The following is a 25,618-nucleotide window of genomic DNA, read 5'->3' as shown; positions in this document are numbered from 1 at the left end:
CCACGACCTTCTTAACCCCCAAACTCGCAAGCGCGACCAACTTAAAGCACGAAATAAAGAATGTAATTCTCGCTGCGTTTCGATCTTTCGTGTTTCTACACAGCCAGGGCCCATTGCAGACCTATATGATTACGCCAGAGCCAGGTTTCAGTCTCCTTCAATCCAAATTCTCGCTTCGCTCAGAGCGTTGAGAACGCGTTCGATGTCTTTGGGATCAAGTACGCTGCTGTCACACAGTCGATTCAATTCATCGAACGTAATCTTGCCGTTCCGTTCACCGATTTCGATGGCTCGTCGAATGATTTCCGGCACGCTCATGTTCTCTCCGTTTCAGCAGCCCCCACTATACGGGGAGAGAGTCGGGTTGTGGCCCTGAACCGAAGTGCCCACTGACCGCGACAACGGCAGCTGTTTGCGCCGGACCGGACATCGACCTGCACTTGCCTTGACTCCGGCTTGTGACCCTTGGTCGACGTCGCACGCACCACTCACGCTGGTTCCATCAAGTCATGCTGTTGACGCATTCTCTGTCTTAGTCGGTGAGAACATAAAACACTGCGTGAGGACCACTCTGGTTCGCACACCGGTTCCGTAGCCAGGGGTTGGCTCGAGTCCGCAAAAGATTGGCGCAAGTTCATGAACGCTCCCGCGTTCGCTTGGCCATGTTTGCGGTTTCGGGAACCGGACCATCGAAAAAAACACAGGATTTATGATGCTGTTCCCCTCGAGTGCCGCAATTTGCGGCGCCCTGGTTGCGCTTGCCGTTTCTGTTCCCGCTGTTCGAAGTGAAACGCGTGGAGTCCACTCAACCGCCGTCGTCGATGCCGCCTGTGGGGATGCGATCGTTGGCGCCGCATCCACGTACAATCCGTTCAAGCCCGGCAAGGAGGAGGGCGGTCCGAGCACAGCTTCCGGCGAGCGTTATGATCCCTCTGTCTGGGCGGCTGCCATCAAGACGAGTTTGCGTCGGAAATTTGGTGGGGTCCAATTTGGTGCGAGGCCGAAATATGCCCTCGTCGAGGCCGTAGGCAAGAAGGTCATCGTCAAGATAAATGACGTGGGGCCACTAAGGCCTGGCCGCATCATTGACCTCAACGAGCGAACGATGCGCCATTTCGATCCAAGCCTGGAGATCGGAGTCATTCATGACGTAAGAGTTAGCCCGCTTTCAGGGGACAATTGGACCCCGGGACCGGTGGGCTGAACATCGCACGCGAAAAAGGTAGTGCACGTCTCGGACAGTGGGCCGCCTTGACGGCCTCCTCGCCGCGGATCCTCGGGGCTATGCCACCTCTGGCGGCAAGGCGCCGATCGGCCAGTCTGCGTTGCCATCAATTCTGAAAACGCCTGGCCGAACGTCTCCTCCTGGCGCCCCGAGCCCACGTGCAACGACAGCTCTGGCATGTCCGCTATCAAAGACTGAGCGGACCAAGCACCCAGACTTCCGCTTCTGACCCTGGCTGTGTAGAAACACGAAAGATCGAAACGCGGCGAGAATTGCATTCTTCATTTCGTGCTTTAAGTTGGGCGCGCTTGCGAGTTTGGGAGTTAAGAGGGGCGCGGACGAATAGCTTGTTCTATCGCCATCAAGCGCCTCGGCGTTTTCACACAGCCAAGACCCATAGCGGATGTTCCGAGAACCGGAATACAATGGAGCATGACAAGCTCGCAGCCGCTAAGCATCGTAATTCGGATACCAGACGTGGCTCTCTCGCGTTCTGATCTGAACGCCTTGTTGGGACTACAAGTCGACCGGTATGAGGCGTCGTCTCGGCGCGTGCATGCTCAGATCGACATCGCAGATGGCGGAGATCAATGGGCCGCCGCTCTCGACTGTATTCAATCAATTCGCGCCACCATTCAGCGGCTGGTTTCCGAAGGTTCGATTGGAACGCCGAGCTTGGACGTAGCTATGGTCTTCCCCCATTCGTCTCTATCTAAGTTTTTGACCGTCCCGGCCGATCTGGCTGCGGCGGCCGGCGAGGCGGGGATGGACGTTCAGCTATCCGTGTATAAGACCGAGTAACGAGGTCGCCTATTGGGACCCGAAGCCGACACTGAGCAGCCGCATCGACGGCCACGCGCGCGCGATGAAGGATTCAGTCCTGCGGACGCAGGGCCGCTTCGGCGCGCTGCATCATCCGCCGCCATCGCTCGCTTGTCGGCCCGCCCATAAGCAGGAAGTAGCGGACGATCGCGATCGGCAGCCAGGTCTCCATCGCTTGCCTCAGCGCCGCTACCGGCTTTCCGGACAGCCGCGCGTATTCGGATTGCGCGGCCGCATTGACCGCAAGCGGCCGCTGCGGATTGTCGGTGACGTCGAGGGCAAACTCGGTCAGGCTGATGTGAGTGAACCCATGATCGAGGGCCGCAGGCGCGCGGATCGAAAAGGTCCAGTCGATCAGCCGCGGACCGTCCGCGGTCATGATCACGTTTTCAGGGTGGATGTCGCCATGGCACAGCCCGTCCCCCGGCTGCTGCAGGCGGTCGATCAGCGCGAGGATGTCGGAGGCGATGTGCTTGGGCACGATGTCGCCCGAGAGCCTAAAGGCGGTGTCCATCCAGCCGCGCAGATGGAAGGCCTCCGGCGGCGGCGACATCCTGTGAACGGACAGGCCGAGGGACGCAAGGATCGCACCCGCGTGGGCGAACGTCACGACGCCGCTGCGCGTGACCTGCAGCAGTGTCGGTCCGTCGAGGCGGCCGAGCACGATGCCGAGGCGTCCGTCGAGCGTCACCTCGCCGAACACCTCCGGCGCAGGCACGCCGGCGGCGAAGACTGCCTGGGTCATCCGCGCCTCTTGCTGGATGAGCCGCGGCGGGAAACCTTCCTTGAACAGTTTTACGACCTGACCTGGCGCCCAGGCGTGGATGTCCGCCGTGCCGCCCTGGTTGATCTTCTCCCCGAGGGATCCCCGCATCGCCCGTCCTCCCGCCGGTCGCGACCAAACACCGACGGCGGGCAAAAGAGAACGCTCCCGCGATCTTAGCTGTCAGCCATGATCGTGGCTTGTCCCCGGCCGCAGCGTTTGCCAAAATCGCGAAGCGACGCGCGGTTTCAAGTCCGGTTCTGGCCCTGAGCTGAACAACGCAACAGCCGCTGCCATGTCGGCTGTTTGCGGGAAACCGGACGCCACAAGATCGTTGGGCTGACTGCCGCTTTTGACCCAACTGTGTAAATGAACAAGAAATTGATCGGCGTAGTCGCTCTCCTCTACCTTTAGAAGGATGCAATCTGCCGAAAGCGCATAGTCGGATGGATCGTCTTGCCGCAAGCTTCTTGCCCCCTCGAATGCGTTCGCTGCGTGCGACGATCCGGGTGGTCTCGCGTGCGATGCAAAACCGACCAAATCAAGCTCGGAGAATCGATCATGATCATCGGAAGGAGCTTATTAGCTGGCGTGCTCGCGCTGTTTGTCACCGGGTTGGTGGCGGCGGCACCGGCAGCCGCGCAGCAGCAAAGGCCCAACATCCTCGTGATCATGGGCGACGATGTTGGCTGGTTCAACGTCGGAGCTTACCACCGCGGAATGATGTCGGGTAAGACGCCGAACCTCGACAAGCTGGCGTCTGAAGGCATGATGTTCACCGACTACTACGCCGAAGCGAGCTGCACGGCGGGACGCGCCAACTTCATCACGGGCGAGTTGCCGATCCGTACGGGACTGACGACCGTTGGTCAGGCTGGTGCCGACGTTGGCATACCGGATCAAGCCGTCACACTCGCCACCGCGCTCAGGTCGCTCGGTTACGCAACGGGACAGTTCGGCAAGAACCACCTTGGCGATCTCAACAAATACCTGCCGACGGTGCACGGCTTCGACGAATTCTTCGGGTACCTATATCACCTCGACGCGATGTCCGACCCGTACTGGTACTCGTTCCCGGCCAACCAGGACTACTACAACAAGTACGGACCGCGCAGCCTCATCCATAGCTACGCGACAGACAAGGACGACCCAACCGAGATGCCGCGCTGGGGCAAGATCGGCAAGCAAAGGATCGACGACGAGGGGCCGCTGCCGCCGTTCGCCGATATGTCGAACGTGCCGAATATGCACGATATGCCGTTCCTGAAGCCGAAGTACGACATGACCACCTTCGACGAGGTGTTGGTCAAGGCGTCCAGCGACTTCATGGATAAAGCCAAACGGGAAGGCAAACCCTTCTTCGTCTGGCACAACACGACGCGCATGCACGTCTGGACCTTCCTGTCGAAGAAGTACAGCGCGATGCAGAACAGTGAGACGAACTTTGGTCTCGAGGAAGCCGGCATGGCGCAGCTGGACGACAGCGTCGGCGCCCTGCTCAAGCATATCGACGACATCGGCGAAACCAACAACACCATCGTCATCTTCACAACCGATAACGGCGCCGAGGTGTTCACATGGCCGGATGGTGGCATGACCCCGTTCAAGGCCACCAAAGGGACGAGCTATGAAGGCGGCTTCCGCGTTCCGGCCATCATTCGCTGGCCGGGCCGCATCAAGCCGGGCTCAGTCGAGAACGGAATTTTCTCGGGGCTTGATTGGTTCCCGACACTGACCGCTGCGGCGGGAAACCCGAACATTACCGACCAGCTTCTCAAGGGAGTGGCGCTGGAAGGCCGCACCTACAAGAACCATCTCGACGGATACAATCAGATGGATCTTCTGACAGGCAAGGGCCCCTCAGTTCGCCATGAGATCTTCTATTTTGCCGGCCCGCATCTCGGTGCCCTTCGTCACGATAATTTCAAGTTCCAATTCTTCCAGCAGCCATACGGCTGGCCTGGCGAAAAGGACACAACCGACATGCCGACCGTTATCAATATCCGCCAAGACCCGTTTGAGCGAACGCCGATAACCCGCGGCGAAAGCCTGAACAACGCCGGCGGAGGCTACATGAATGATTTCATGGGCCGCGAATTCTGGCGGTTCGTGGTTGTTCAACAGGAGGTTGCCAATTTGGCGCAAACGGCGATCGACTTTCCTCCAATGCAAGCACCGGCGAGCTTCAATCTTGAAACCGTCAAAAGGGAAATTGAGCAAGCCATCAAAGCCCACCAAGGCCAGTAGCCGGCCCGATCCTTCATCAGGCGGGCGCTCTCCCATTGAGAGAGTGCCCGCAAGGCACCTTAGATTTCTGCTCGAGCCCGGATTGCTCAGCCAGGCACCATGTCGGCTGTTGGCCCCAGAGCAGACCGCTGGAGGCGATGCAGGCGGCGTCAGCTACCGCCCCCATAGCGGACCTCCTTGATGAATTGCCGGCTGCGCATTGGCCCAAAGGCCTTACAGAAGGCTGCATCGAGGCGAGGGGGCAATGCTATCCGCGCACGTCGATATCAGCGCGTGGATATCCGCTACCAGCAACGCAAAGCCATCCGATGATGGCGCCCGAATGAAGGGTGACTCCGGCAGCTCCGTTTCAAGCGGACCGCTGCTTGGTCAGCAGGACGATGGTCCGACGAAAAATGAAGAAGAAGACGAACAGAGAGCGGAGCCTGAATTCAAGGCATTTTGGCCAAAAGCGACACGAGGCATTTATCGAAGCGCTCTAGGAATATGGAATTTCGAGAAGTTCGTTGATCGCGAGGACCGCAGGCATCATCGTTGCGGGAGTGGCGACGCGAATGCGAAATAGGTGCCCGTTCTAGCCGTGCGGCGTGAATTGGTTGAGGTCGAAAATCCCCATTCGCTGCTCCAGTTGGGCGACGCGGGCCGCCATCCTCTCGAAGCCGTCCTCTCCGAACAGCTCGTGCTCCTTTTTCTCGAAATCTTCGGCCATCGCGTCGTATTCGCTCGACGAGACGACGTCCTTCAGCTTCGGAAAGAGGTCGGTGTCCTCCCGCGCCGCGTGCGGTCGGTACATCGTGATGAAGGATTGCATTGCGCCAATGAGCTGCTTGCGGTCGTCCGCACTGCTCCGGCCGGAAGGCGCGAGCTTCAGGATCGTCGCTGTGATCTTCCGGCCTGCTTCGTGCTGCCGCAACAGGGTATCCACCAGATCGATCATTCTGCCGGCCTTCTTGAAGCGCGGGAAGACGTGCTCCTCCTCCGATTTCTCATGATAGTTGTTGATGAAGTCGCGGATGATCTCGGCCGACTGCGTGATCAGGGCAGGATCGAAATCCTCGTTCGATGAGAACTTCCGGATCCCGGCCTCGTAGAGCAGCAACACGCGGTCGAGCACGCCGTGCTCGCGCATCAGATCCTCCGGCGGTGTGACCTCCTCGTCCTTCTTCCTTGTCTCCTTTGACTTCGCGCCGGCCTTCTCCTTGGCGAAGGTCGATCTGCTGAGAAGGGCCGGTGCGGCGACGGCCGCCAGCGAGCCTCCGATGAGAAGCAAACGGCGCTTGCTTGGTATCACGACTTCCATGATGGACGCTCCCGTGAACGCGTGGGGTCGCAGCTGTTGCCGTGCTCGCCCATCAACGTCAGGCGCCCTGGCGAAAACGCGTTCAAATTCACCGGTGAGGCAATCAAGAGTTCGGGCTAGCCGGCCAGACCGTCATCATTTATCGAAATCGGATAAGCACACACCCGGGATGGATCAAACGTCCGTGAGCAAGCTGTCTTCGCCGACCGTCACCTCCGTCGCCCCTCAGTCCCCGGTCGGCTCGCCGCTGGAGGTCCTCAGGGTTTTTCTGAGGCTCGGCCTGACCTGCTTCGGCGGTCCGATCGCCCATATCGGCTATTTCCGTGATGAATTCGTCGTGCGGCGGAAGTGGATCGACGAGCACGCCTATGCCGATCTGGTCGGGCTGTGCCAATTCCTGCCGGGCCCCGCCAGCAGCCAGGTCGGCTTCTCGATCGGCCTGATGCGGGCAGGCTATCTCGGCGCGCTCGCCGCCTGGACCGGGTTCACGCTGCCTTCGGCCGCGATCCTCGTTCTCTTTGCCTACGGCGCCGGCGCGCTCGGCGGGCCGATCGGTGCCGGACTGCTGCACGGACTGAAGCTGACGGCGGTCGCCATCGTGGCGCAGGCAGTCTGGGGCATGGCGCGCAACCTCTGTCCCGATCGCGAACGCGCGTCGGTCGCGGTCGTGGCAGCGCTGATCATCCTCTTCAGCACGGGGTCGATCGCCCAGATCGGAGCGATCGTTCTCGGCGGGCTCGCCGGTCTCTGGCTGTGCCGGAGCGATGCGCCGGCGCCGTCCGGGCACGTCGAGCTTCCCGTGTCGCGAACCGTGGGCCTGATCACCCTCGGAATGTTCTTCGTCCTGCTGACTGGACTTCCCGCGCTGAGCAGCCTGACCGGGTCTACGAGCATCGCGCTGTTCGATGCATTCTACCGCTCCGGTGCGCTCGTCTTTGGCGGCGGCCATGTCGTGCTCCCGCTGCTCCGCGAAGCGTTCGTCGCGCCGGGCTGGTTGAGCGACGACGCGTTCCTCGCCGGCTATGGCGCCGCTCAGGCCGTGCCCGGGCCGCTCTTTACCTTCGCCACCTATCTCGGCGCGGTGGTCTCACCGGAGCCGCACGGGCTCGTCGGGGCAGCGCTCGGCCTTGTCGGCATCTTCCTGCCGGGAATGCTGGTGCTGATTGGTACTCTGCCGTTCTGGGATGCCTTCCGGAAGCGCGCTGGCGCACAGGCTATGATGCGCGGCGTCAACGCCGCGGTCGTCGGCGTGCTCGGCGCTGCGTTGTACGATCCGGTCTGGACCACGACCGTGCATTCGCCACGGGACTTCGGCATCGCGCTGGTCGGCTTCGTCCTGTTGGTCGTCTGGCGCGCTCCGCCGCTCGTCGTCGTCGCGTTCAGCGCCGCCGCCGGCGTCGTGACCGCGCTGATCTGATCTCCGGACGCAAAGGCGGAATTGCCGCGATTTCGCATTCGTCTTCGTCGCGGCGCCGATGCTCAGGCCGTCCGACGTCGACGTGTTCAGGGCAGGGAGGGGTCGGTTCAGCGAGCTATGCCGTCGCTATGATGACATGATGCCAGTGTTTTGCCCTACGGGTCAAATGGATTCGTAAAATCCGCAAGAACTGCGCCGGGCCGTTAAGCCGTTGATATCGCTGTCACCGGCTACTTTGCATGGGGTTGTTTTTCAGTTTTTGTCGGAGCGAGCCCACCGCAGGCTTTGCCGCGGTGGACTCGCCGTTATCCCACCCTGGCGATGCGGCTATCCGCCGAACCCGAGCGCAAATTCTGGAAGAATTGTTCCACCTCGCGCGACAGCGTGTCCGCCGTCGCGGTCAGGCTGCTCGCGGCGGTCAGCACGGAAGCTGCCGCCGTGTCGGTCTCGCCGATGGCGTCGCGCAGCGAGGTGATGTTGGCGACGAGGGTCTCGTTGCCCTGCGCGGCCGACTGCGCGTTAGAGGAGATCTCGCGGGTGGCGGCGTCCTGCTGGCCGACGGCGCCGGCAATCGCCGAGGTGACCTCGTTGATCTCGCGCACCGCGCCGCCGATCTCACGCACGGCGTCGACCGCGTTGCGGGTGGACGCCTGGATCATGGCGACGTTCTCGCTGATGTCCGCGGTCGCCTTGGCAGTCTGTCCCGCCAGCGCCTTGACCTCATGGGCGACGACGGCAAAGCCGCGGCCGGCGTCACCGGCACGGGCGGCCTCGATGGTGGCGTTGAGCGCGAGCAAGTTGGTCTGCTCGGCGATTGCCTGGATCAGGCTGAGCACGCCGTCGATGCGCTGCGTGGCCGCTGCGAGGCTCTCGATCTCCGCGATCGATTTCTCGGTGCGCTGGCCGGTCTGCTCGACGGCGCCCGCGGACTGCCGCACCTGGCGGCCGATCTCTTCCACCGACATCGAGAGCTCCTCGGCCGCACCCGCAACCGCGGTGACGTTGTGCGAGGCCTGCTCGGTCGCGTTTGCCGCCGTTCCGGCGCGGTTGCTCGCGTTCGCGGTGGCGCGTGTGATGGTCTGCGCGGTCTCGCGCATGACGGTGGCGTTGTCGCCGAGGCCGCGCATGATCGCGCCGATCGCATCGCGGAACGCGTCGACGGATTGTTCGATGTGGCGGGCGCGCTCCTCGCGCGCGGCGGAGTCCTGCGAGACCTGCGAGGCAAGGTTGCGGTTGCGGCCCATCGCCTCCTGGAAGATCTGGATCGCGCGCGCCAATGCACCGATCTCGTCGGCGCGCTGCGTATGCGGCACCGTGACGTCCTGCGCGCCGTCGGCGACCTGCTTGATGGTCGCGGTAATGGCCGAGAGGGGCCGGGCGATCGAGCGGGCGATGATGACGACGCCGATCACGACCAGCGCCAGTGCGACGCCGCCGAGGCAGGTCAGTACGAAGGACAGCGTGCGATTGGTCTCGGTCTGGTGCGAGATCTGCCGGGCGCGTTCGGCATAGACTTTGGAGAGCGCCTCGAGGTCCTTGTTCAGCGCGGAGCGCACGGTGCGGTTGGCGTCGTTGTCGCCCCATTCACGGCCGGCGGCCGGGCTGATCTCGTTGGCGCGGCGCACCAGCTCCTTGCGGAAGTCGACGAACTGCTCGATGCGCTTCTTGAAGGTCGCGAACTGCTCGGCATCATCAGCCTTGACGATGGTCTCCCAGCGCTTCACGACCTCGAGGATCTGCGCGTTGAACTTGAGCAGGCCATCGCCGTATTTCTTCACGACGGCGGGCTCGGTCGACATGTAGACGCCGCGCGACTCCATGACGACCGCATAGACCAGCGAGTTGACGCGCTCGACGTTCAGCGCGGCGGCATTCGCCGTCTCGATCGCGCTCGTCAGGTCGGAGCTGCGGCGGCTGTTGTAGTCGGACAGCAACGCGATCGACGCCGTAAGCAGGGCGAACAACCCGAAGATCGCATACAGCTTGGTGGCAAGCGTGAAACGGCCTGCCAGCTCAGTGGCATTCCCAGATCGGTCGGTTGTCATGGTGTTCGGGCCCCGGAATGGCCTGAAGCGGCCGGAGAGCGCGGTCGTGTAAAACTGATGAAAAACTATGCAGAATGAAGATGGACGCAGTGTTAACGCCGGGGGCGGACCATTCGCCTTTGGTCGAAAGAAAGGTACGATATTTCAGCGTCTTGATCTGAAGGTATAGTTTCAGGATCGCCTTGGAGTCGGCCGTTGGCCGACGAACCCCGGAGGGGCCCTTGGTCTACCGCCACACCATCGACGCCACGGCCTACACATTCCCGGACCTGCGCGACCTCCTCGCCAAGGCGACGCCGCTGCGCTCGGGCGACCGGCTCGCCGGCATTGCGGCCACCAGCGCCGAGCAGATGATCGCGGCGCGGATGGCGCTCGCCGATGTCCCGCTCGGCCAATTCCTGCAGGAAGCCGTCATTCCCTATGAGGCCGATGAGGTCACCCGCCTCGTCATCGACAGCCACGATGCCAAGGCGTTCGCGCCGGTGGCCTCGCTCACGGTCGGCGCCTTCCGCGACTGGCTGCTGTCGGATGCCGCCACGCCCGAAATCCTGCGCAATCTGGCAGGCGGCATCACCCCGGAAATGGCGGCCGCGGTCTCAAAGCTGATGCGCAACCAGGACCTGATCCTGGCGGCGCGGAAGTGCCAGGTCACCACCGCCTTCCGCAACACCATCGGGCTGAAGGGCCGGATGAGCACGCGGCTCCAGCCGAACCATCCCTTCGACGATGCCAGGGGCATCACCGCCTCGATCCTCGACGGCATCCTGCTCGGCGCCGGCGATGCCTGCCTCGGCATCAACCCGGCGAGCGACGATCCGACCGTCATCGCGCAGTTGCTGCGGTTGCTCGACGAGATCATCGCGCGGCTGAAGATCCCGACGCAAGGCTGCGTGCTGACCCATGTCACGACGACGCTATCGCTGATCGGGCAGGGCGTGCCGGTCGATCTCGTCTTCCAGTCGGTCGCCGGTACGGAAGCCGCCAACCGCAGCTTCGGCATCGACCTCGCGCTTTTGAAGGAGGCGCGGGAGGCCGGGCTGTCGCTGAGGCGCGGTACGGTCGGGCAGAACGTGATGTACTTTGAGACCGGGCAGGGCTCGGCGCTGTCGGCCAACGCCCATCACGGCGTCGACCAGCAGACCTGCGAGGCGCGCGCCTATGCGGTCGCCCGCGCCTTTGCCCCGCTCCTGGTCAACAGCGTGGTCGGCTTCATCGGCCCGGAATATCTTTACGACGGCAAGGAAATCATCCGGGCCGGGCTGGAGGATCATTTCTGCGGCAAGCTGCTCGGCCTGCCGCTCGGGGTCGACATCTGCCATACCAACCATGCCGAGGCGGATCAGGACGACATGGACAATCTCCTGACGCTGCTCGCTGCCGCCGGCGTCACCTTCATCATGGGCGTCCCCGGCGCCGACGACGTCATGCTGAACTACCAGTCGACGTCCTTTCACGACGCGCTCTATGTCCGCGACGTCTTTGGCCTGGGGCGCGCGCCGGAATTCGACGACTGGCTGGCGCAGTCAGGCATCGTGGGGGCCGATTTCCGCCTTGCCGGCGATGCGGGCCTGCTCCCCGATTTCGCCTCGCGGCTGATCGCGTGACGGGCGGGAGCGCCCCCCCCGCGGCCTGAGGAAACCATTGGTGCCTCTCGGAATTATGCTCATGCCACAATATTGAGAAATTCCGGCGACAGCATTACGCTATATGTCTGGCTGGCAATTTCCGCACCTATGTCGAGCGTGGCTGGGGGGAGCTTTGATGCGAGCTGAAAGCAACGGTACGTCCCGGCGGATTCTCTGCGTGTTTCCGCGTTACACGTCGTCGTTCGGGACGTTCGAGCACTCCTATCCGCTAACCGACGGCGTCAGCGCCTTCATGCCACCGCAGGGCCTGCTGCTGATCTCCGCTTATTTGCCGAAGGATTGGCAGGTCAAATTCGTCGACGAGAATCTGCGCCGCACGACGAAGGAGGAGTTCGAATGGGCGGAGGTGGTCTTCGTCAGCGGCATGCACATCCAGCGCCAGCAGATGAACGACATCTGCCGCCGTGCGCATGAATTCGATCTGCCGGTCGCGCTCGGCGGTCCGTCCGTCAGCGCCTGCCCGGACTATTATCCGACCTTCGACTATCTCCATGTCGGCGAGCTCGGCGACGCCACCAATCGGTTGATCGAGATCCTCTCGCGCGACACCTCGCGTCCTGAGAGCCAAGTGGTGCTGACCACCAAGGACCGCGTGCCGATGACGGAGTTTCCGATCCCGGCCTACGAGCTCGCGGACGTGAAGAAATACTTCCTCGCCAGCATCCAGTATTCCAGCGGCTGTCCCTATCAGTGCGAGTTCTGCGACATTCCCGGCCTCTACGGGCGCAATCCGCGCATCAAGACGCCGGAGCAGATCATCGCCGAGCTCGACCGCCTGCGCGAATGCGGCATGACCGACACGGTCTATTTCGTCGACGACAATTTCATCGGCAACCGCAAGGCCGCGATGGACCTGCTGCCACATCTGATCGAATGGCAGAAGAAGACCGGCTACGTGGTGCGGCTCGCCTGCGAAGCGACCCTGAACATCGCCAAGCGCCCCGAGATTCTCGAGAAGATGCGCGAGGCCTATTTCGCCACCATCTTCTGCGGCATCGAGACTCCCGACCCCGACGCGCTGCACGCGATGCACAAGGACCACAACATGATGGTCCCGATCCTGGAGGGCGTGCGCACCATCAACTCCTACGGCATGGAAGTCGTCTCCGGCATCATCATGGGGCTGGACACCGACAAGCCCAATACATCCGATGCGCTGCTGGCCTTCGTCGAAGAATCCCAGATCCCGCTGCTCACCATCAACCTGCTTCAGGCGCTGCCGAAGACGCCGCTGTGGGACCGGCTGGAGCGGGAAGGACGCCTCATCAATGACGAGGGCCGCGATTCCAACGTCGACTTCCTGCTGCCCTATGACGACGTCGTCGCTTCCTGGAAGCACTGCATGGAGGTCGCCTACGAGCCCGCAAAGGTCTATGCGCGCTTCCAGTATCAGTGCGACCACACCTATTCAAATCGCCTCAAGGTGCCGGTGCCGGACGAAATGAAGTCCTGGGCCAACATCAGGCGTGCGCTGATCATGCTGAGGAACATCTTCTGGAAGGTCGGGGTGCTCGGCAACTACAGGCGTGTATTCTGGAAATTTGCGCTGGGGCGTATCCGGCGCGGCGATCTGGAAGGCCTGATCGGCTCCACATTGGTCGCGCATCATCTCATCACCTTTGCGCGCGCGGCTTCCAGCGGCAAGCAGAACGCCTCGAACTACTCGATCCGGCTGCGCGAGGCTTCCGTCCCCGCCGAATGATGCGACATGTCTGATCCAGCCGTCCCGCGCCGTCCGATCCTCGATCTGCGGTCGTTCACGCCGGCGCGCGTCGCGCTCGGGCGCAGCGGCGCGAGCGTGCCGACAAAGCCACTGCTCGATTTCACGCTGGACCACGCGCGTGCCCGCGATGCCGTGCATGCCGCCTTCGATGCGCCGCGGCTGGTCGCCGATCTCGGCGAGCTTGGCCTCGTCGTCGCCGAGGCGAGGAGCCGGGCTGCCGATCGCAGGGACTATCTGCGCCGTCCGGACCTCGGACGTCAGCTTGATGCTGGTTTTGCCGAGGCGCTGGCGCGATGCGCCAATGAACCATGCCCGATCGCGATTATGATCGGCGACGGCCTGTCGGCGGCGGCGGTCCACGCCCATGCGGTGGCGCTGGTAGCGCGCCTGCTGCCGTTGCTCGCAGCCGATGAAGGCGTCGCGATCGGCCATGTGGTCGTCGCTTCAGGCGCTCGCGTCGCGCTCGGCGACGAGATCGGTGCCATTCTCGGTGCGCGCATGGTCGTGGTGCTGATCGGCGAGCGGCCGGGCCTGTCGGCGCCGGACAGTCTCGGCGCCTATCTGACCTTCGCGCCAAAGCCGGGCCGCACCGATGCCGACCGAAACTGCGTGTCGAACATCCACCACGCTGGGTTGAGCTATGAGGAAGCCGCCTTCAAGATCGCCTGGCTCGCCCGGGAAGGCCTGGCGCGGGAAGCGACCGGCGTGGCGCTGAAGGACGAGAGCAGCGACAGGGCTCCGCGTCGAATTGGCACGGCTTTGCCCGAATGACAGGCATTCCGGCAAAATCGCCGCATCTTGACCGATTTGGCCACACTTCGCCTGCTTGCGAGTCGGGCTATTGACCTGCTAAACCCCTCGCGGCGATTTTCCGCGCATTTTCAAAGGGCAAGCCTCCCATTGGTATGGCGTTTTCAAGCCGTTCGCGGGGCGCATCAAGCTCACAGACCGAGTCGATTTAGGAACTGGACAAGGCATGCTCGAAAAGCACAGCGAGAGTGAGGTTCATGTCGACAAGGTCGAGCACGGACCTGCGTCCTCGATCGCCTTTGGGCTCGAGCGTATCGGCCTGATCGCCGTACGGGCGCCGATCGTCTCCTGCATCGTGCTGCTCGCGCTGATTGTCGGCGCCGTTTTCGGCATTCACCGGATCAAGATCGACGATTCGCTGTCGCAGCTGTTCCGCTCCGACACTCGCGAATTCCACCAGTATGAAGAGGTGACCAAGAAGTTTCCGGCTGAGGAATTCGACGTCCTTGTCGTGGTCGAAGGCAAGAACCTCCTGGCGCGGAACAACCTCGAGAAGCTGCGCGACTTCGTCACTGACATGCAACTCGTCGAAGGCACGCGCGGACTGGTCTCGCTGTTCTCGGCACGCCAGGCGCCGGCGCCGGGCAAGCTCCCGGCCGCGCTGTTTCCGGCCGAGCTGCCCGAAGACCAAGCCTATGACAAGTTCATCGAGACCGTCAAAAACAACGAGATCATCCGCGGCAAGCTGCTGTCGGAGGACGGCACGCTGGCGCTGATCGTGCTTTCGCTCGATCCGGAGGTGGTTGCTTCCAGCAAGCTGACCAAGACCGTCGGCGACATTCGAGCGCTGATGAAGGAGGACCTCGGCGACACCGGGCTCAACGTACAGCTCTCCGGCGTGCCGGTGATGCAGCTCGAGATCCGCAACGCCGTCGAGCGCGACGGGCTCACCTACAACATCCTCGGCATTCTCGCCGGCTGCGTCATCGCCATCATCTTCTTCCGCAAGATCTCGTTCATGATTGCGGCGGCGTTCCCGCCGATGATCGCGATCCTGCTGGCGCTCGGCGCGCTCGGCTGGGCCAACTTCAATCTCAACATGTTCCTGAACGTGATGACGCCGCTCATCATGGTCATCAGCTTCTCGGACTCGATGCAGCTCACCTTCGCCGCGCGCGACCGGCTGATCGCGGGCCAGGACAAGTTCACTGCGTTCAAGAACGCAGTGCTGGTGGTGGGACCTGCCTGCGTGCTGACGCACGGCACCGCCGGCATTTCCTTCATCGCGCTGCAGTTCTCCGACTCCGATCTGATCCGCAAGTTCGGCGAGGCGGGCCTCGCCGCCACCATCATCGCGCTGGTCGCGGTGCTGTCGCTGGTGCCGGTGTTCGGCGTGCTGTTCGTGCGTAACGAGAAGGTCTTTGCGGTCAAGTTCCAGGGCGCCGATGCCGGCGTCCAGGCGCTGCGCAATTTCTGCTACTGGATCGCGGTGCGCATGGTGGGCCGGCCCGGCCTGTTCAGCCTGATCGCGGTGCTGTTCGTTGGCGGCCTCGGCGTGATCTACGCCAATCTGGAGCCGCGCTACCGGCTCGCCGACCAGGTCCCGGACAAGCGCCAGGCGGTCGCAGCCAGTGACCGTCTCGACGCCAAGCTCACCGGCGCCAATCCCGTCAACGTGCTGATCCAATTCCCCAAGGGTGAATCGCTGTATTCACCGGAGACGCTGCAGACCATTGCTGACGTCCACGCGACCGTGGAGAAGGCGGCCGGTGTCGGCAATGTCTGGTCGGTCGAGACCCTGCGCCGCTGGCTTGCGGAAAAGGCCGGCAGCGCCGACGTCGCGACCCTGAAGGAATATGTGAGCGTCATTCCCGAGCATCTGGTGCGGCGCTTCATCGACGCCGAGCAGGATGCCGTCGTGGTCGCCGGCCGCGTGCCGGACAAGGATTCCAGCCAGCTCCTGCCGATCGTCGACAAGCTCGACTCCGAGCTCGACGCCGTCCGCAAGAAGCATCCAGGCTACGAGGTTGCGGTGACGGGTCTCGCTGCGATCGCGGCGCGCAACTCGGCCAGCATGATCGAGAAGCTGAACCGCGGCCTCACCGTCGAATTCGCGCTGGTCGCGATCTTCATCGGCCTCGCCTTCCGTTCCTGGGTGGTGATGTTCGCCTGCATCCTGCCGGGCATCTTCCCGGTGGTGATGTCCGGAACGGTGCTGTGGGCGATGGGCGAGGGCCTGCAATTCGCCAGCGTCGTCGCGCTCACCGTCTCGTTCGGCCTGGGGCTGAGCGCGACCATCCACTTCCTCAATCGTCTCAGGCTGGAGAGCAAGCCGGGCGTCGGCTCGGCGCTCGCGGTGGAGCGCGCGACCGTGCTGGTCGGCCCGGCGCTGATCCTGACCACGGTGGTGCTGGCCTGCGGCCTCGTCGTCACCGTATTCTCCGATCTGCCGTCGCTGCGGCTGTTCGGCTGGCTCAGCGCTTTCTCGATGGTCATGGCGTTGGTCGCCGACCTCTTCATCCTGCGGCCGACGGCGATGTGGCTGATCAACCTGCACGCCAGGCTTCACGGGGCCGACAAGCCCGCGATCTGAGCGGGACGGCTTGTGCGTCTCGCATTCAGACCTCACACAGGTGTTTGCAAGTAAGACCAACCAGCAAAAGGCCCCCCGGCTCGTGAGAGCCGAGGGCCTTTATTCTTTTCCGAGCGGAAAGGGCGTCAGCCCTTCGTCATAGTGATGTTGACGCCGCGGATCTCGCCCTTGGAGCTGATCTGCACCGTCTGCTTGGTACCGTTGGTGCGCAGCGACAGATTGGCGGCAAAGCCGTTGGCCTCGACGAACACGTCGATCTGGCCGCCGCCGGCTGTGCCCTGCAGATTGCCGAAAATGTTGCGGCTGGCTTCGCTCCAGTTGCCGGAGATGCGGTCGCCCTGGCTCGTCACGTCGCTGGTGAGGTCGAATTTGTAGCTGTCGCTGGCGCAGTGCAGAGCCTGCTTGAGGTTGAGACCGCTGCCGGCAACCTTGTAGTCCGCCTTGCAGCGGATGCGCTCGGTGGTGCCATCGGACAGCGACACCGTGCCGGTTCCGCTCCACGCGCCGTCGAAACCGGCAAACGGTCCGGACGACTCAGCATGGCTTGCTGAAACCGAGAAGAGCAGTGCAGCCCCGATGCCAGCCGCCTTGATCGCCTGTCCAGATCGCCCAAAGAATTTCATCTCAAATATCCCGTTTTGGAATGACGTCCGCTCACGATAAAGGCGTCTCGCCACATCGAAGGTTTAGTGTTCCGAGCCTGTGTCAGGTTCAACGCCTGGGCGCCAGAGATGGTGGTTCACGAAGCCCTCGCGCCATGCCCGGACGTCGCGATTCTCCGTGTTTCGGCATGTTTCTGGCCGAAAGAGCAGGGCGGAGAGATGCAGGTGTGCAACAGGTGCCGAGCAAAACGCGACGTGCCAGAATTATGACGTAGTATCAATCCCTTACATCTGCCAATGATAATCGGGAGAAGACCTGATTTGGTCGGTGTGGTGCCAATTTGGCCGCATTTGCCAGTGCTTGTGGCTTCTCCGAGGCCGCACTTTCCGCGGCAACTTGCCATCAGAACAATCCGTTCCGGTCGTCCGCCCTGTGCTGTCCGGGATCGGTGTGATTCTGCCGTCAGAATGAAGGAATACAATGCGTAAGCTTCTCGTTGCTCTCACCCTGCTGTCGGCATCCCTTTCAACGGCGGCGTTCGCCCAGCAAGGGCGTGGCACGGACGCGGAGCAGAAAGCCTGCACGCGCGACGTGCAGAAGTTCTGCCGTCCGGTCATCGACCAGGGCGATTTCACGATCCTGGCCTGCCTCAAGGAGAACCGGACCAAGATCTCGCAGGCCTGCGACCAGGTCCTGAAGAACCACAACCAGTAAGCTCGTCCATTGGCCCACAACGGCGGCCCCTGGGTTGCCTTTGTGGGCCCGATCCGGAAGGGCAGCCATCGAGAGACAGGATTGGTTTTGCGGCCGTATTCCCCTATATGGGGGCCGCGGCGGCATCGCCGGCATGAGCCCGCGCGAGCGAAAAACCCCTTCTTGTCCAAACGATTGTTAATCAGCCCTCGATGACCTCTGCGAGCGAATTGCGATCCGGGAAGGGTGACCGCGACGAGAATTTTCCCGTCGCGTCCTGGATCATTCATCCCCGTCATCGCGCGCTGATCCTGGCGTACTACAATTTCGTCCGCACCGGCGACGACATCGCCGATCACGCCACGCTGCCGCCCGACGAAAAGCTCGCTTATCTCGACCTGCTCGAGGCGGAACTGCTCGGCAAGGGCGACACCCAGGCCGAAGCCGTCGTCTTGCGGCGCGCGCTGGCCGAGCGCGGCATGGCGCCGCGCCATGCGCTCGACGTGCTCGTCGCGTTCCGCATGGACGTGACCAAGCTGCGCTACGAGACCTGGGACGACGTGATCCACTACTGCCGTTATTCAGCGATGCCGGTCGGCCGCTTCATGCTCGATGTTCACGGCGAGAGCACTTCGACATGGGCGGCGTCGGATGCGCTTTGCGCGGCCCTCCAGATCAACAACCATCTCCAGGATTGCGGCAAGGATTTCCGCGAGCTCAACCGCGTCTATCTGCCGCGCGATGCGCTGGCCGCAAGCGGCGCCTCGGTCGAGCAGCTCGGGCTTGCCCAGTCGCCGCCGGCGATGCTGGCCTGCCTTCAGGCGCTCGCCGTGCGCAACGAAGCGCTGCTCAACGAGAGCAAGTCGCTCAGCGCGGAGGTCAGGGATTTCCGCCTCGGCGTCGACATCTCGGTGATCCAGGCCTATGCCGACCGCATCGTGCGCCTCTTGAAGGTGCGCGATCCCCTGCGCCAGCGCGTGCATCTCAACAAGCTCGAGCTTCTCACCTTCAGCCTCGCCGGAATGATCGGCGAAGTCGGCCGCCGCGCAATCGGGCGCAAGGCCATCTCCAGACCGGGGACTGCACATGACGCTTGAGGCGACTTCGCCCGGCGCCAATTATGGCTCGACCGCATCGAACAGCTCCTTCTATGCTGCGATGCGCATCCTGCCGCGCGACCAGCGCGAGGCGATGTTCCAGATCTACAGCTTCTGCCGGCAGGTCGACGACATCGCCGATTCCGATGGCCCGCGCGACGAGCGGCTCGCCGCGTTGCAGGAGTGGCGTAATGACATCGACGCGCTTTATCAGGGCAATCCGCCGCCGCGGCTGAAGGACTATGTCGCCTCGGTGAAGACCTTCGGGCTCAAGCGCGAAGATTTCCTTGCCATCGTCGACGGCATGGAGATGGACGTGCCGCAGGACATCCGCGCGCCCGACATGGCGACGCTCGATCTCTATTGCGATCGCGTCGCCAGCGCCGTGGGACGGCTGTCGGTGCGGGTGTTCGGCCTGCCGGAAGAAGACGGCATCCAGCTAGCGTACCATCTCGGCCGCGCGCTCCAGCTCACCAACATCCTGCGCGATATCGACGAGGACGCGACGCTCGGCCGGCTTTACCTGCCGCGCGAGGCGCTGCTGCATGCCGGCATCACGTCAAATGATCCGAACCGAGTGATCGCCGAGCGCGCACTGCCAAAGGTCTGCCAGCCGCTGGCGCAGCGCGCGAAGGCGCATTTCGAGAAGTCGGACGAGATCATGAACCGCAACCGGCGCCGCGCGGTGCGCGCGCCGCGGATCATGTCGAAATACTATCACGCCATTCTCGACCTCCTGATCGCGCGCGGTTTCAACGCGCCGCGCGAGCCCGTGCGTGTGTCGAAGATCACACGCGTCGCCATCCTGCTCCGCTACGCTTTCATCTGATGCAAAAGACAGCTCACATCATCGGTGCCGGAATTTCCGGCCTCTCCGCCGCCGTGCGGCTCGCCAATGCCGGCTTCAAGGTCGCCGTGCACGAGGCGACGCAGCAGGTCGGCGGCCGCTGCCGTTCCTATTTCGACGGCGCCACCAATCTCACCATCGACAACGGCAATCATCTGCTGCTGTCGGGCAACAGCCATGCGCGGGCCTATGCGCGTTCGATCGGCACCGAGGCGGGCCTGGTCGGTCCCGAAAGCGCGCAGTTTCCGTTCGTCGATCTCGCGACCGGGCAGCGGTGGCAGATCGATCTCGGCGATGGCCGGCTGCCGACCTGGGTGCTCGACGAAAGCCGCCGCGTTCCTGACACCGGGCTCACCGACTATCTCAAGCTGGCGCCGCTGATCTGGGCGTCGGAGGAGACGCTGGTCGGCAAGTCAATTCCTTGCGAAGGCATCCTCTATCAGCGCCTGGTGCAGCCGCTGCTGCTTGCTGCGCTCAATGTCGATCCGCCCGAGGGGTCGGCCGGGCTTGCCGGCGCGATCGTGCGCGAGACGTTGCTTGCCGGTGGGCAGGCCTGCCGGCCGCTGATCGCGCGCGACGGCCTCAGCGCCGTGCTGATCGAACCTGCCGTGAAATTTCTGCAGGAGCGGGGCCACTCCGTTCAGCTCGGCCATGAGCTGCGTTCGTTCGCGACCAACGACGGCAAGGTCGGCGCGCTGAATTTCGGCGGCGAGGACGTGATCCAGATCGCCGACGGTGACGTCATCGTGATGGCGGTGCCGCCGCGTGCGGCATCTAGCTTGCTGCCGGGCCTGAAGACGCCGACAGAATTCCGCGCCATCGTGAACGCGCATTTCCGCTTTGAACCGCCGCCGGGCTCGGCGCCGATCCTCGGCGTGATCGGTGGCATTGTGGAATGGCTGTTCGCGTTCCCGAACCGGTTCTCCGTCACCATCAGCAATAGCGACCGTCTGGTCGACATGCCGCGCGAGGAACTCGCGCAGGCGATCTGGAACGACGTCTGCAAGGCGGGCGGCGTTTCCGGCGAGTTGCCGCCCTGGCAGATCGTGCGCGAGCGCCGGGCCACTTTTGCAGCCACGCCGGCGCAGAATGCCCTGCGTCCAGGGCCGGTCACTGCGCTGAAAAACCTGTTTCTTGCCGGCGATTGGACTGCTACGGGATTGCCTGCAACCATCGAGGGATCGGTCCGGTCGGGTGATCGCGCCGCCGATCTGGTTCTGGCCGCAAAGCGGCCCTGACGGGCATTGTCCCAATCACTTTCAATCGACTATCGGAGCAATCGAGCGACATGGATGCCGTGAACGTGACCAGCCGTGAAGTCCTGGAATCGAGCATTGCGTCGGCCACGCAAGGCCTCCTCGGCTTCCAGCAATCCGACGGCCATTGGATCTTCGAGCTCGAGGCCGACTGTACGATTCCGGCCGAATACATCCTGCTGCGTCATTATCTCGCAGAGCCGGTCGACACGGTGCTCGAGACCAAGATCGGCAACTATCTGCGCCGCGTCCAGGGCACCCATGGTGGCTGGCCGCTGGTGCATGACGGTGAGTTCGACATGAGCGCCAGCGTGAAGGCTTACTTCGCGCTGAAGATGATCGGCGATTCCGTGGACGCGCCGCACATGGTGCGCGCGCGCGAGGCGATCCATTCCCGCGGCGGCGCCATCAACAGCAACGTCTTCACGCGCTTCTTGCTTGCGACGTTCGGCGTGGTGACCTGGCGCGCGGTGCCGGTGCTGCCGATCGAGATCGTGCTGCTGCCGTTCTGGTCGCCATTCCACCTCAACAAGATTTCCTACTGGGCGCGCACCACCATGGTGCCCCTGATGGTTATCGCCGCGCTGAAACCGCGCGCGAAGAATCCGAAGGGCGTCGGTATCGACGAGTTGTTTCTCCAGGATCCGCGCTCGATCGGCATGACCGCGAAGGCGCCGCACCAGAGCATGGCCTGGTTCCTGCTGTTCCGCTCGCTCGATGCGATCCTGCGCGCCATCGAACCGATGTTTCCGAAGAGTCTGCGCAAGCGCGCGATCGATGCGGCGCTCGCCTTCACCGAGGAGCGGCTCAACGGCGAGGACGGCATGGGCGCGATCTATCCGCCCATGGCCAACATCGTCATGATGTACGACGCGCTCGGCAAGGACGAGAATTTCCCGCCGCGCGCGATCACGCGCCGGGGCATCGACAAGCTGCTGGTGATCGGCGAGGAGGAGGCTTACTGCCAGCCTTGCGTCTCGCCGGTGTGGGACACGACGCTGACCGCCCACGCGTTGCTGGAAGCCGGCGGCGACAAGGCCGTGCCTGCGGCCAGGCAGGGCCTCGACTGGCTGATCCCCAAGCAGGAGCTCAGCGTGAAGGGCGACTGGGCGGCGAAGCGCCCCGACGTGCGTCCGGGCGGCTGGGCCTTCCAGTACAACAATGCCCATTATCCCGATCTCGACGACACTGCGGTGGTGGTGATGTCGATGGACCGCATGCGCCGGGAGCACGGCATCGCCGGCTACGACGCTGCGATCGACCGCGGCCGGGAGTGGATCGAGGGCATGCAGAGCGACGATGGCGGCTGGGCTGCCTTCGACGTCAACAACCTCGAATACTACCTGAACAACATCCCGTTCTCCGACCACGGCGCGCTGCTCGATCCGCCGACCGAGGACGTCACCGCGCGCTGCATCTCGATGCTGGCCCAGCTCGGCGAGACCGAGAAGACCAGCAAGCACGTGGCGGGCGGCGTCGCGTACCTGAGGAAGACCCAGCACCCCGAGGGCTCCTGGTACGGTCGCTGGGGCATGAACTTCATCTATGGAACCTGGTCGGTGCTCTGCGCCCTGAACATGGCCGGCGTCGGCCACAAGGACCCCATGATTCGGAAGGCGGCCGACTGGCTGGCCTCGATCCAGAACGAGGACGGCGGCTGGGGCGAGGACGCCGTCAGCTACCGCCTGGATTACAAGGGCTGGGAGGCCGCCCCCTCGACCGCCTCTCAGACGGCATGGGCCTTGCTTGCCCTTATGGCGGCTGGCGAGGTTGATCACCCGGCCGTTGCCCGCGGGGTGGAGTACCTGATTGCAACACAGAACAAAAAAAGGACTGTGGGACGAGCAGCGGTACACCGCCACAGGCTTCCCCCGCGTGTTCTATCTACGGTATCATGGTTACCCGAAGTTCTTTCCGTTGTGGGCGCTGGCGCGGTATCGGAACTTGCGGAACACCAACAGCAGGGTGGTAGGGGTCGGAATGTGACTTTGGGGACGGGGGAATATATTACCGCGGGTAATGCCATCGACCCGCGGTCGATACTGATCGTGACCGGACTGGTTCAGGAGGCCCGCATCGCGGCGGGGCCCGGAATGGCGGTCATTTGTTCGTCGAGCAGCCCGACCCAGTTGCGGGCGCTTCTGACCGTGGTGGACCCCGAAACGATTCGCGGCGTGATCTCGTTCGGCGTGGCCGGCGGGCTCGATCCGACGCTGCGCTCCGGCGACGTGGTGCTGGCGACCGAGGTGCTCTCCGGCGATACCCGCTGGGCCGCCGGGCTGTCGCTGGGCGACGACCTCATCGACCGCCTGACGTCGGGGCGCCGCCGCGTCGTGCGCGGCAGCCTCGCGGGCGCCGAGGAAGTGGTCACCGGCCGGTCCTGCAAGGCTGCGCTGCATTCGGAGACCGGAGCTGCGGCCGTCGACATGGAGAGCCACATCGCGGCGGCGTACGCGGCCGAGGCCGGGCTGCCCTTTGCCGCGGTCCGCGTCATCAGCGATCCCGCTCACCGCGCACTGCCGGCGCTCGCCCGCGCCGCCATCAAGCCGAACGGCCAGATCGACCTCGCGGCCGTCCTGCGCGGCATCGTGCGCAATCCGGCGACGCTGCATGCGCTGGTCTCGACCGGCATCGACTTCAACCGCGCGCTGCGCTCCCTGCGCGGCTGCCGCGACTTCCTGATCGGCACCGAGCTCGTCGACAGCGGGGCCCTGGCCTCCGAGACGACCTGAGCGGATTCGTCGATCCAGCTAAAGAAAAGGCCCGGACGCCATTGGCGTCCGGGCCTTTTGCTGTTTTGCGCGTAGCCCGCATGGACCGCTTCGCAATCCGGGGTCTGTCAAGGCAACACTGCTCCGCGATTCGCTTCGATGCCTGTTAGGTGGGTTATCACTCCGTTGAGTGCACTGTCGCCGTAGTTCGGCCGGGCTCTTCTTGCGCGGTAGCGACCCGACTTTCGTGCTCGTAGGCGCGCCTTACGTTGCCTATCGCTGCGAATGCACCCGCTTGCACACTCTTGGCCAATATACACTTCTTACGTTTGTCGCTTATAATCACAACCGTGACGTCCATTGAGTCGCGCCGATTAATTGAGCGAAGTTATTCATTTATGCCCTCCGAAACGGTCTCTGCTCCCACGATCCGCAGACTTTCGATCCAAAGGTTTCGTTCTATCAAGTCGATGAGCTGGCTACCTGCTCCAGGCTTGAATCTAGTTCTTGGCGGGGGAGATGTCGGCAAGACAACAATTCTCGATGCTCTCGCTCTTTTGCTGAGCCCCACAAATCCAAACGTCGTGCCTGACACAGACTATTACGGACGACAGGAGGAGAACGGATTTGTTATCGATGCTGTTATTTCGTTACCCGACGACAGCAAAATCAATAACCTTTTGAAAGCGGCATGGCCGTGGGATTGGGACGGCGAGAAGCCGATCGTCCCAAGCATCGATGGGGATGGTACTCAAGCTCATAACAAGCCGGTGTATTGGCTCCAGGTAACCGGCACTCCTGAACTTGACTTAGTTTATGAGGTAAAACAGCCAGATGGTACTTCCGAAACGCTGCCACTGGCGTTGCGGCGTCAATTGGCTCCGGTTCGCCTAAGTAGCGATGATCGAAATGACCGAGATCTTCGTTTCGTTCAGGGTTCCGCGCTGGACCGTTTGCTGTCCGACAAGACATTGAGATCTAGGCTAAGCAGCAAGCTCGCAGAAACCAATGTCGTGGATGCTCTAAATAGCGATAGCAGGACCGCGCTCTCCACGTTAAGCGACGCTTTTGCCGCGAGGTCGCTGCCAACAGATCTCGACCTTTCGATAACAGGCGCTCCCGGCATTTCGGTCATGGCCCTCATCGGACTGACAGCCGAGCGTGACGGTGTGCAACTTCCCCTTAGCAGTTGGGGAGCCGGTACTCGACGTTTGTCCGCGCTGGCAATAGCAGAGCAGACCCAAGGCGCGGCGCCCATCACTCTCGTCGATGAAATCGAGCGTGGTCTCGAACCTTACCGACAGCGTGTCCTGGTAGCAAAGCTGGGATCAAATAGCGCGCAAGCATTCGTTACTACGCACAGCGCCGCCGCAATTTCTGCAGCGGCTGGCTCTACGCTTTGGTACGTCGACCACGCGAGTAATATCGGTAAACTCGATGGCGCGAGAGTCGCACAACAGCGGGTGCGGGATCCTGAAGCCTTCTTATCCCGACTTGCCATTGTTTGTGAGGGAATCACCGAGGTTGGATTTGGTACAACGCTATTGCTTGCAGCTCTTGGAGCCCCATTGGAGCAGACGGGCATTCGTATCGTAGACGGTGGCGGCCATGAGACAACTTTGGGATTGCTTGAAGCGCTGGCCGAAGGTGGCCTGAGCTTTGGTGGATTTGCCGACGATGAAGGTGGCAAGCACCCTACGCGGTGGAAGAAGTTGGAGGAGAGTCTCGGGAAATTGCTTTTCCGTTGGCAGGCCGGTTGTCTAGTCATCTGGAACGCAAGTTCGTCACATTATATGATGGCTCGAATCTCTGTAGAGGAGAGCGCTTGTGGCGAATGCAGGTGTTAGAGGCCGGCCAATCGAGCCGTTGGTGCTGAGTCC

The 25,618-nt window shown here is 62.9% G+C and carries 21 protein-coding genes and 1 pseudogene; 16 read left to right on the top strand and 6 right to left on the bottom strand.

The genetic code is table 11. The features are described from left to right. Window positions 1-147: 147 nt before the first annotated feature. Entirely contained in the window at window positions 148-318 is a 171-nt protein-coding gene (locus AC630_RS38050) for an RNA polymerase sigma factor region1.1 domain-containing protein (RefSeq protein ID WP_074123501.1), read from the bottom strand. Between the two features lie 391 nt (window positions 319-709). Here AC630_RS38050 and AC630_RS38045 point away from each other — a divergent pair, with 391 nt between their 5' ends. Both AC630_RS38045 and AC630_RS38040 read left to right on the top strand, forming a co-directional pair. Beyond that, window positions 710-1,204: an RlpA-like double-psi beta-barrel domain-containing protein gene (locus AC630_RS38045; RefSeq protein ID WP_208867101.1), complete on the top strand. Its 495-nt coding sequence runs from the start codon at window positions 710-712 to the stop codon at window positions 1,202-1,204. Between the two features lie 498 nt (window positions 1,205-1,702). Beyond that, a complete protein-coding gene (locus tag AC630_RS38040; RefSeq protein ID WP_143198631.1) occupies window positions 1,703-2,026 on the top strand; it encodes a hypothetical protein in 324 nt (107 codons plus the stop codon). 73 nt (window positions 2,027-2,099) lie between these two features. On the opposite strand, the gene AC630_RS38035 is transcribed toward AC630_RS38040, so the two are convergent. After that, complete coding sequence (locus tag AC630_RS38035; RefSeq protein ID WP_074123498.1) at window positions 2,100-2,921, bottom strand: phosphotransferase; 822 nt, start codon at window positions 2,919-2,921, stop codon at window positions 2,100-2,102. A 72-nt stretch (window positions 2,922-2,993) separates the two neighbouring features. Further along, on the bottom strand, window positions 2,994-3,275 hold the full coding sequence (locus tag AC630_RS44750; protein WP_143198630.1) for a hypothetical protein: 282 nt from the start codon (window positions 3,273-3,275) through the stop codon (window positions 2,994-2,996). A 96-nt stretch (window positions 3,276-3,371) separates the two neighbouring features. Between AC630_RS44750 and AC630_RS38030 the strand changes: the two genes are divergently transcribed. Together AC630_RS38030 and AC630_RS44745 are read left to right on the top strand one after the other, a co-directional pair. After that, window positions 3,372-5,057, top strand: coding sequence for an arylsulfatase (locus tag AC630_RS38030; protein ID WP_074123503.1), 1,686 nt, complete (start codon window positions 3,372-3,374; stop codon window positions 5,055-5,057). Between the two features lie 244 nt (window positions 5,058-5,301). Beyond that, window positions 5,302-5,622, top strand: coding sequence for a hypothetical protein (locus AC630_RS44745; RefSeq protein ID WP_143198629.1), 321 nt, complete (start codon window positions 5,302-5,304; stop codon window positions 5,620-5,622). A gap of 9 nt (window positions 5,623-5,631) precedes the next feature. Here the strand turns inward: AC630_RS44745 and AC630_RS38025 are convergent, their stop codons facing one another. Further along, window positions 5,632-6,357, bottom strand: coding sequence for a hemerythrin domain-containing protein (locus tag AC630_RS38025; protein ID WP_074123497.1), 726 nt, complete (start codon window positions 6,355-6,357; stop codon window positions 5,632-5,634). 169 nt (window positions 6,358-6,526) lie between these two features. Here AC630_RS38025 and chrA point away from each other — a divergent pair, with 169 nt between their 5' ends. After that, complete coding sequence (chrA, locus tag AC630_RS38020; RefSeq protein WP_074123496.1) at window positions 6,527-7,774, top strand: chromate efflux transporter; 1,248 nt, start codon at window positions 6,527-6,529, stop codon at window positions 7,772-7,774. Window positions 7,775-8,079: 305 nt separating this feature from the next. Here the strand turns inward: chrA and AC630_RS38015 are convergent, their stop codons facing one another. Further along, window positions 8,080-9,819 (bottom strand): methyl-accepting chemotaxis protein, encoded by a 1,740-nt coding sequence (locus tag AC630_RS38015; RefSeq protein WP_074123495.1) that lies wholly within the window; start codon window positions 9,817-9,819, stop codon window positions 8,080-8,082. 221 nt (window positions 9,820-10,040) lie between these two features. On the opposite strand from AC630_RS38015, the gene AC630_RS38010 reads away from it, so the two are divergent. The 4 genes from AC630_RS38010 to AC630_RS37995 all read left to right on the top strand — a co-directional run bounded on the left by AC630_RS38010 (window position 10,041) and on the right by AC630_RS37995 (window position 16,531). Next, window positions 10,041-11,423 (top strand): ethanolamine ammonia-lyase subunit EutB, encoded by a 1,383-nt coding sequence (locus AC630_RS38010; RefSeq protein WP_074123494.1) that lies wholly within the window; start codon window positions 10,041-10,043, stop codon window positions 11,421-11,423. A gap of 157 nt (window positions 11,424-11,580) precedes the next feature. Next, window positions 11,581-13,167 (top strand): B12-binding domain-containing radical SAM protein, encoded by a 1,587-nt coding sequence (locus AC630_RS38005; protein ID WP_074123502.1) that lies wholly within the window; start codon window positions 11,581-11,583, stop codon window positions 13,165-13,167. Between the two features lie 6 nt (window positions 13,168-13,173). After that, the gene (gene eutC, locus AC630_RS38000) at window positions 13,174-13,959 is read left to right on the top strand and encodes an ethanolamine ammonia-lyase subunit EutC (RefSeq protein ID WP_074123493.1); all 786 of its coding nucleotides are present in this window, start codon (window positions 13,174-13,176) and stop codon (window positions 13,957-13,959) included. A gap of 205 nt (window positions 13,960-14,164) precedes the next feature. Next, window positions 14,165-16,531, top strand: coding sequence for an efflux RND transporter permease subunit (locus tag AC630_RS37995; RefSeq protein ID WP_074123492.1), 2,367 nt, complete (start codon window positions 14,165-14,167; stop codon window positions 16,529-16,531). Window positions 16,532-16,656: 125 nt separating this feature from the next. On the opposite strand, the gene AC630_RS37990 is transcribed toward AC630_RS37995, so the two are convergent. Continuing rightward, window positions 16,657-17,154 carry a hypothetical protein gene (locus AC630_RS37990; RefSeq protein WP_074123491.1) on the bottom strand — a complete coding sequence of 166 codons (498 nt, stop codon included), beginning with the start codon at window positions 17,152-17,154 and terminating at the stop codon, window positions 16,657-16,659. Between the two features lie 460 nt (window positions 17,155-17,614). On the opposite strand from AC630_RS37990, the gene AC630_RS37980 reads away from it, so the two are divergent. The 7 genes and pseudogenes from AC630_RS37980 (at window position 17,615) to AC630_RS37950 (ending at window position 25,585) form a co-directional block, all read left to right on the top strand. After that, window positions 17,615-17,848: a hypothetical protein gene (locus AC630_RS37980; protein WP_074123490.1), complete on the top strand. Its 234-nt coding sequence runs from the start codon at window positions 17,615-17,617 to the stop codon at window positions 17,846-17,848. 191 nt (window positions 17,849-18,039) lie between these two features. After that, the gene (gene hpnC, locus AC630_RS37975; RefSeq protein WP_074123489.1) at window positions 18,040-18,924 is read left to right on the top strand and encodes a squalene synthase HpnC; all 885 of its coding nucleotides are present in this window, start codon (window positions 18,040-18,042) and stop codon (window positions 18,922-18,924) included. Continuing rightward, the gene (gene hpnD / locus AC630_RS37970; protein WP_074123488.1) at window positions 18,914-19,753 is read left to right on the top strand and encodes a presqualene diphosphate synthase HpnD; all 840 of its coding nucleotides are present in this window, start codon (window positions 18,914-18,916) and stop codon (window positions 19,751-19,753) included. Before hpnC ends, hpnD begins: the two co-directional genes overlap by 11 nt. Next, complete coding sequence (hpnE, locus tag AC630_RS37965) at window positions 19,753-21,009, top strand: hydroxysqualene dehydroxylase HpnE (RefSeq protein WP_074123487.1); 1,257 nt, start codon at window positions 19,753-19,755, stop codon at window positions 21,007-21,009. Before hpnD ends, hpnE begins: the two co-directional genes overlap by 1 nt. 50 nt (window positions 21,010-21,059) lie before the next feature. Then, window positions 21,060-23,013: pseudogene (gene shc / locus AC630_RS37960) on the top strand (squalene--hopene cyclase). Beyond that, a complete protein-coding gene (locus AC630_RS37955; protein WP_167561362.1) occupies window positions 23,010-23,759 on the top strand; it encodes a phosphorylase in 750 nt (249 codons plus the stop codon). Before shc ends, AC630_RS37955 begins: the two are co-directional and overlap by 4 nt. Before the next feature lie 329 nt (window positions 23,760-24,088). After that, complete coding sequence (locus AC630_RS37950) at window positions 24,089-25,585, top strand: ATP-dependent nuclease (protein ID WP_245330638.1); 1,497 nt, start codon at window positions 24,089-24,091, stop codon at window positions 25,583-25,585. Window positions 25,586-25,618: the final 33 nt, after the last annotated feature.

It is taken from the genome of Bradyrhizobium sp. AS23.2, from assembly GCF_001908185.1.
GTDB lineage: Bacteria > Pseudomonadota > Alphaproteobacteria > Rhizobiales > Xanthobacteraceae > Bradyrhizobium.
The sequence above is the reverse complement of the archived record's forward strand: the minus strand, read 5'-3'. Positions and strand labels throughout refer to the sequence as shown.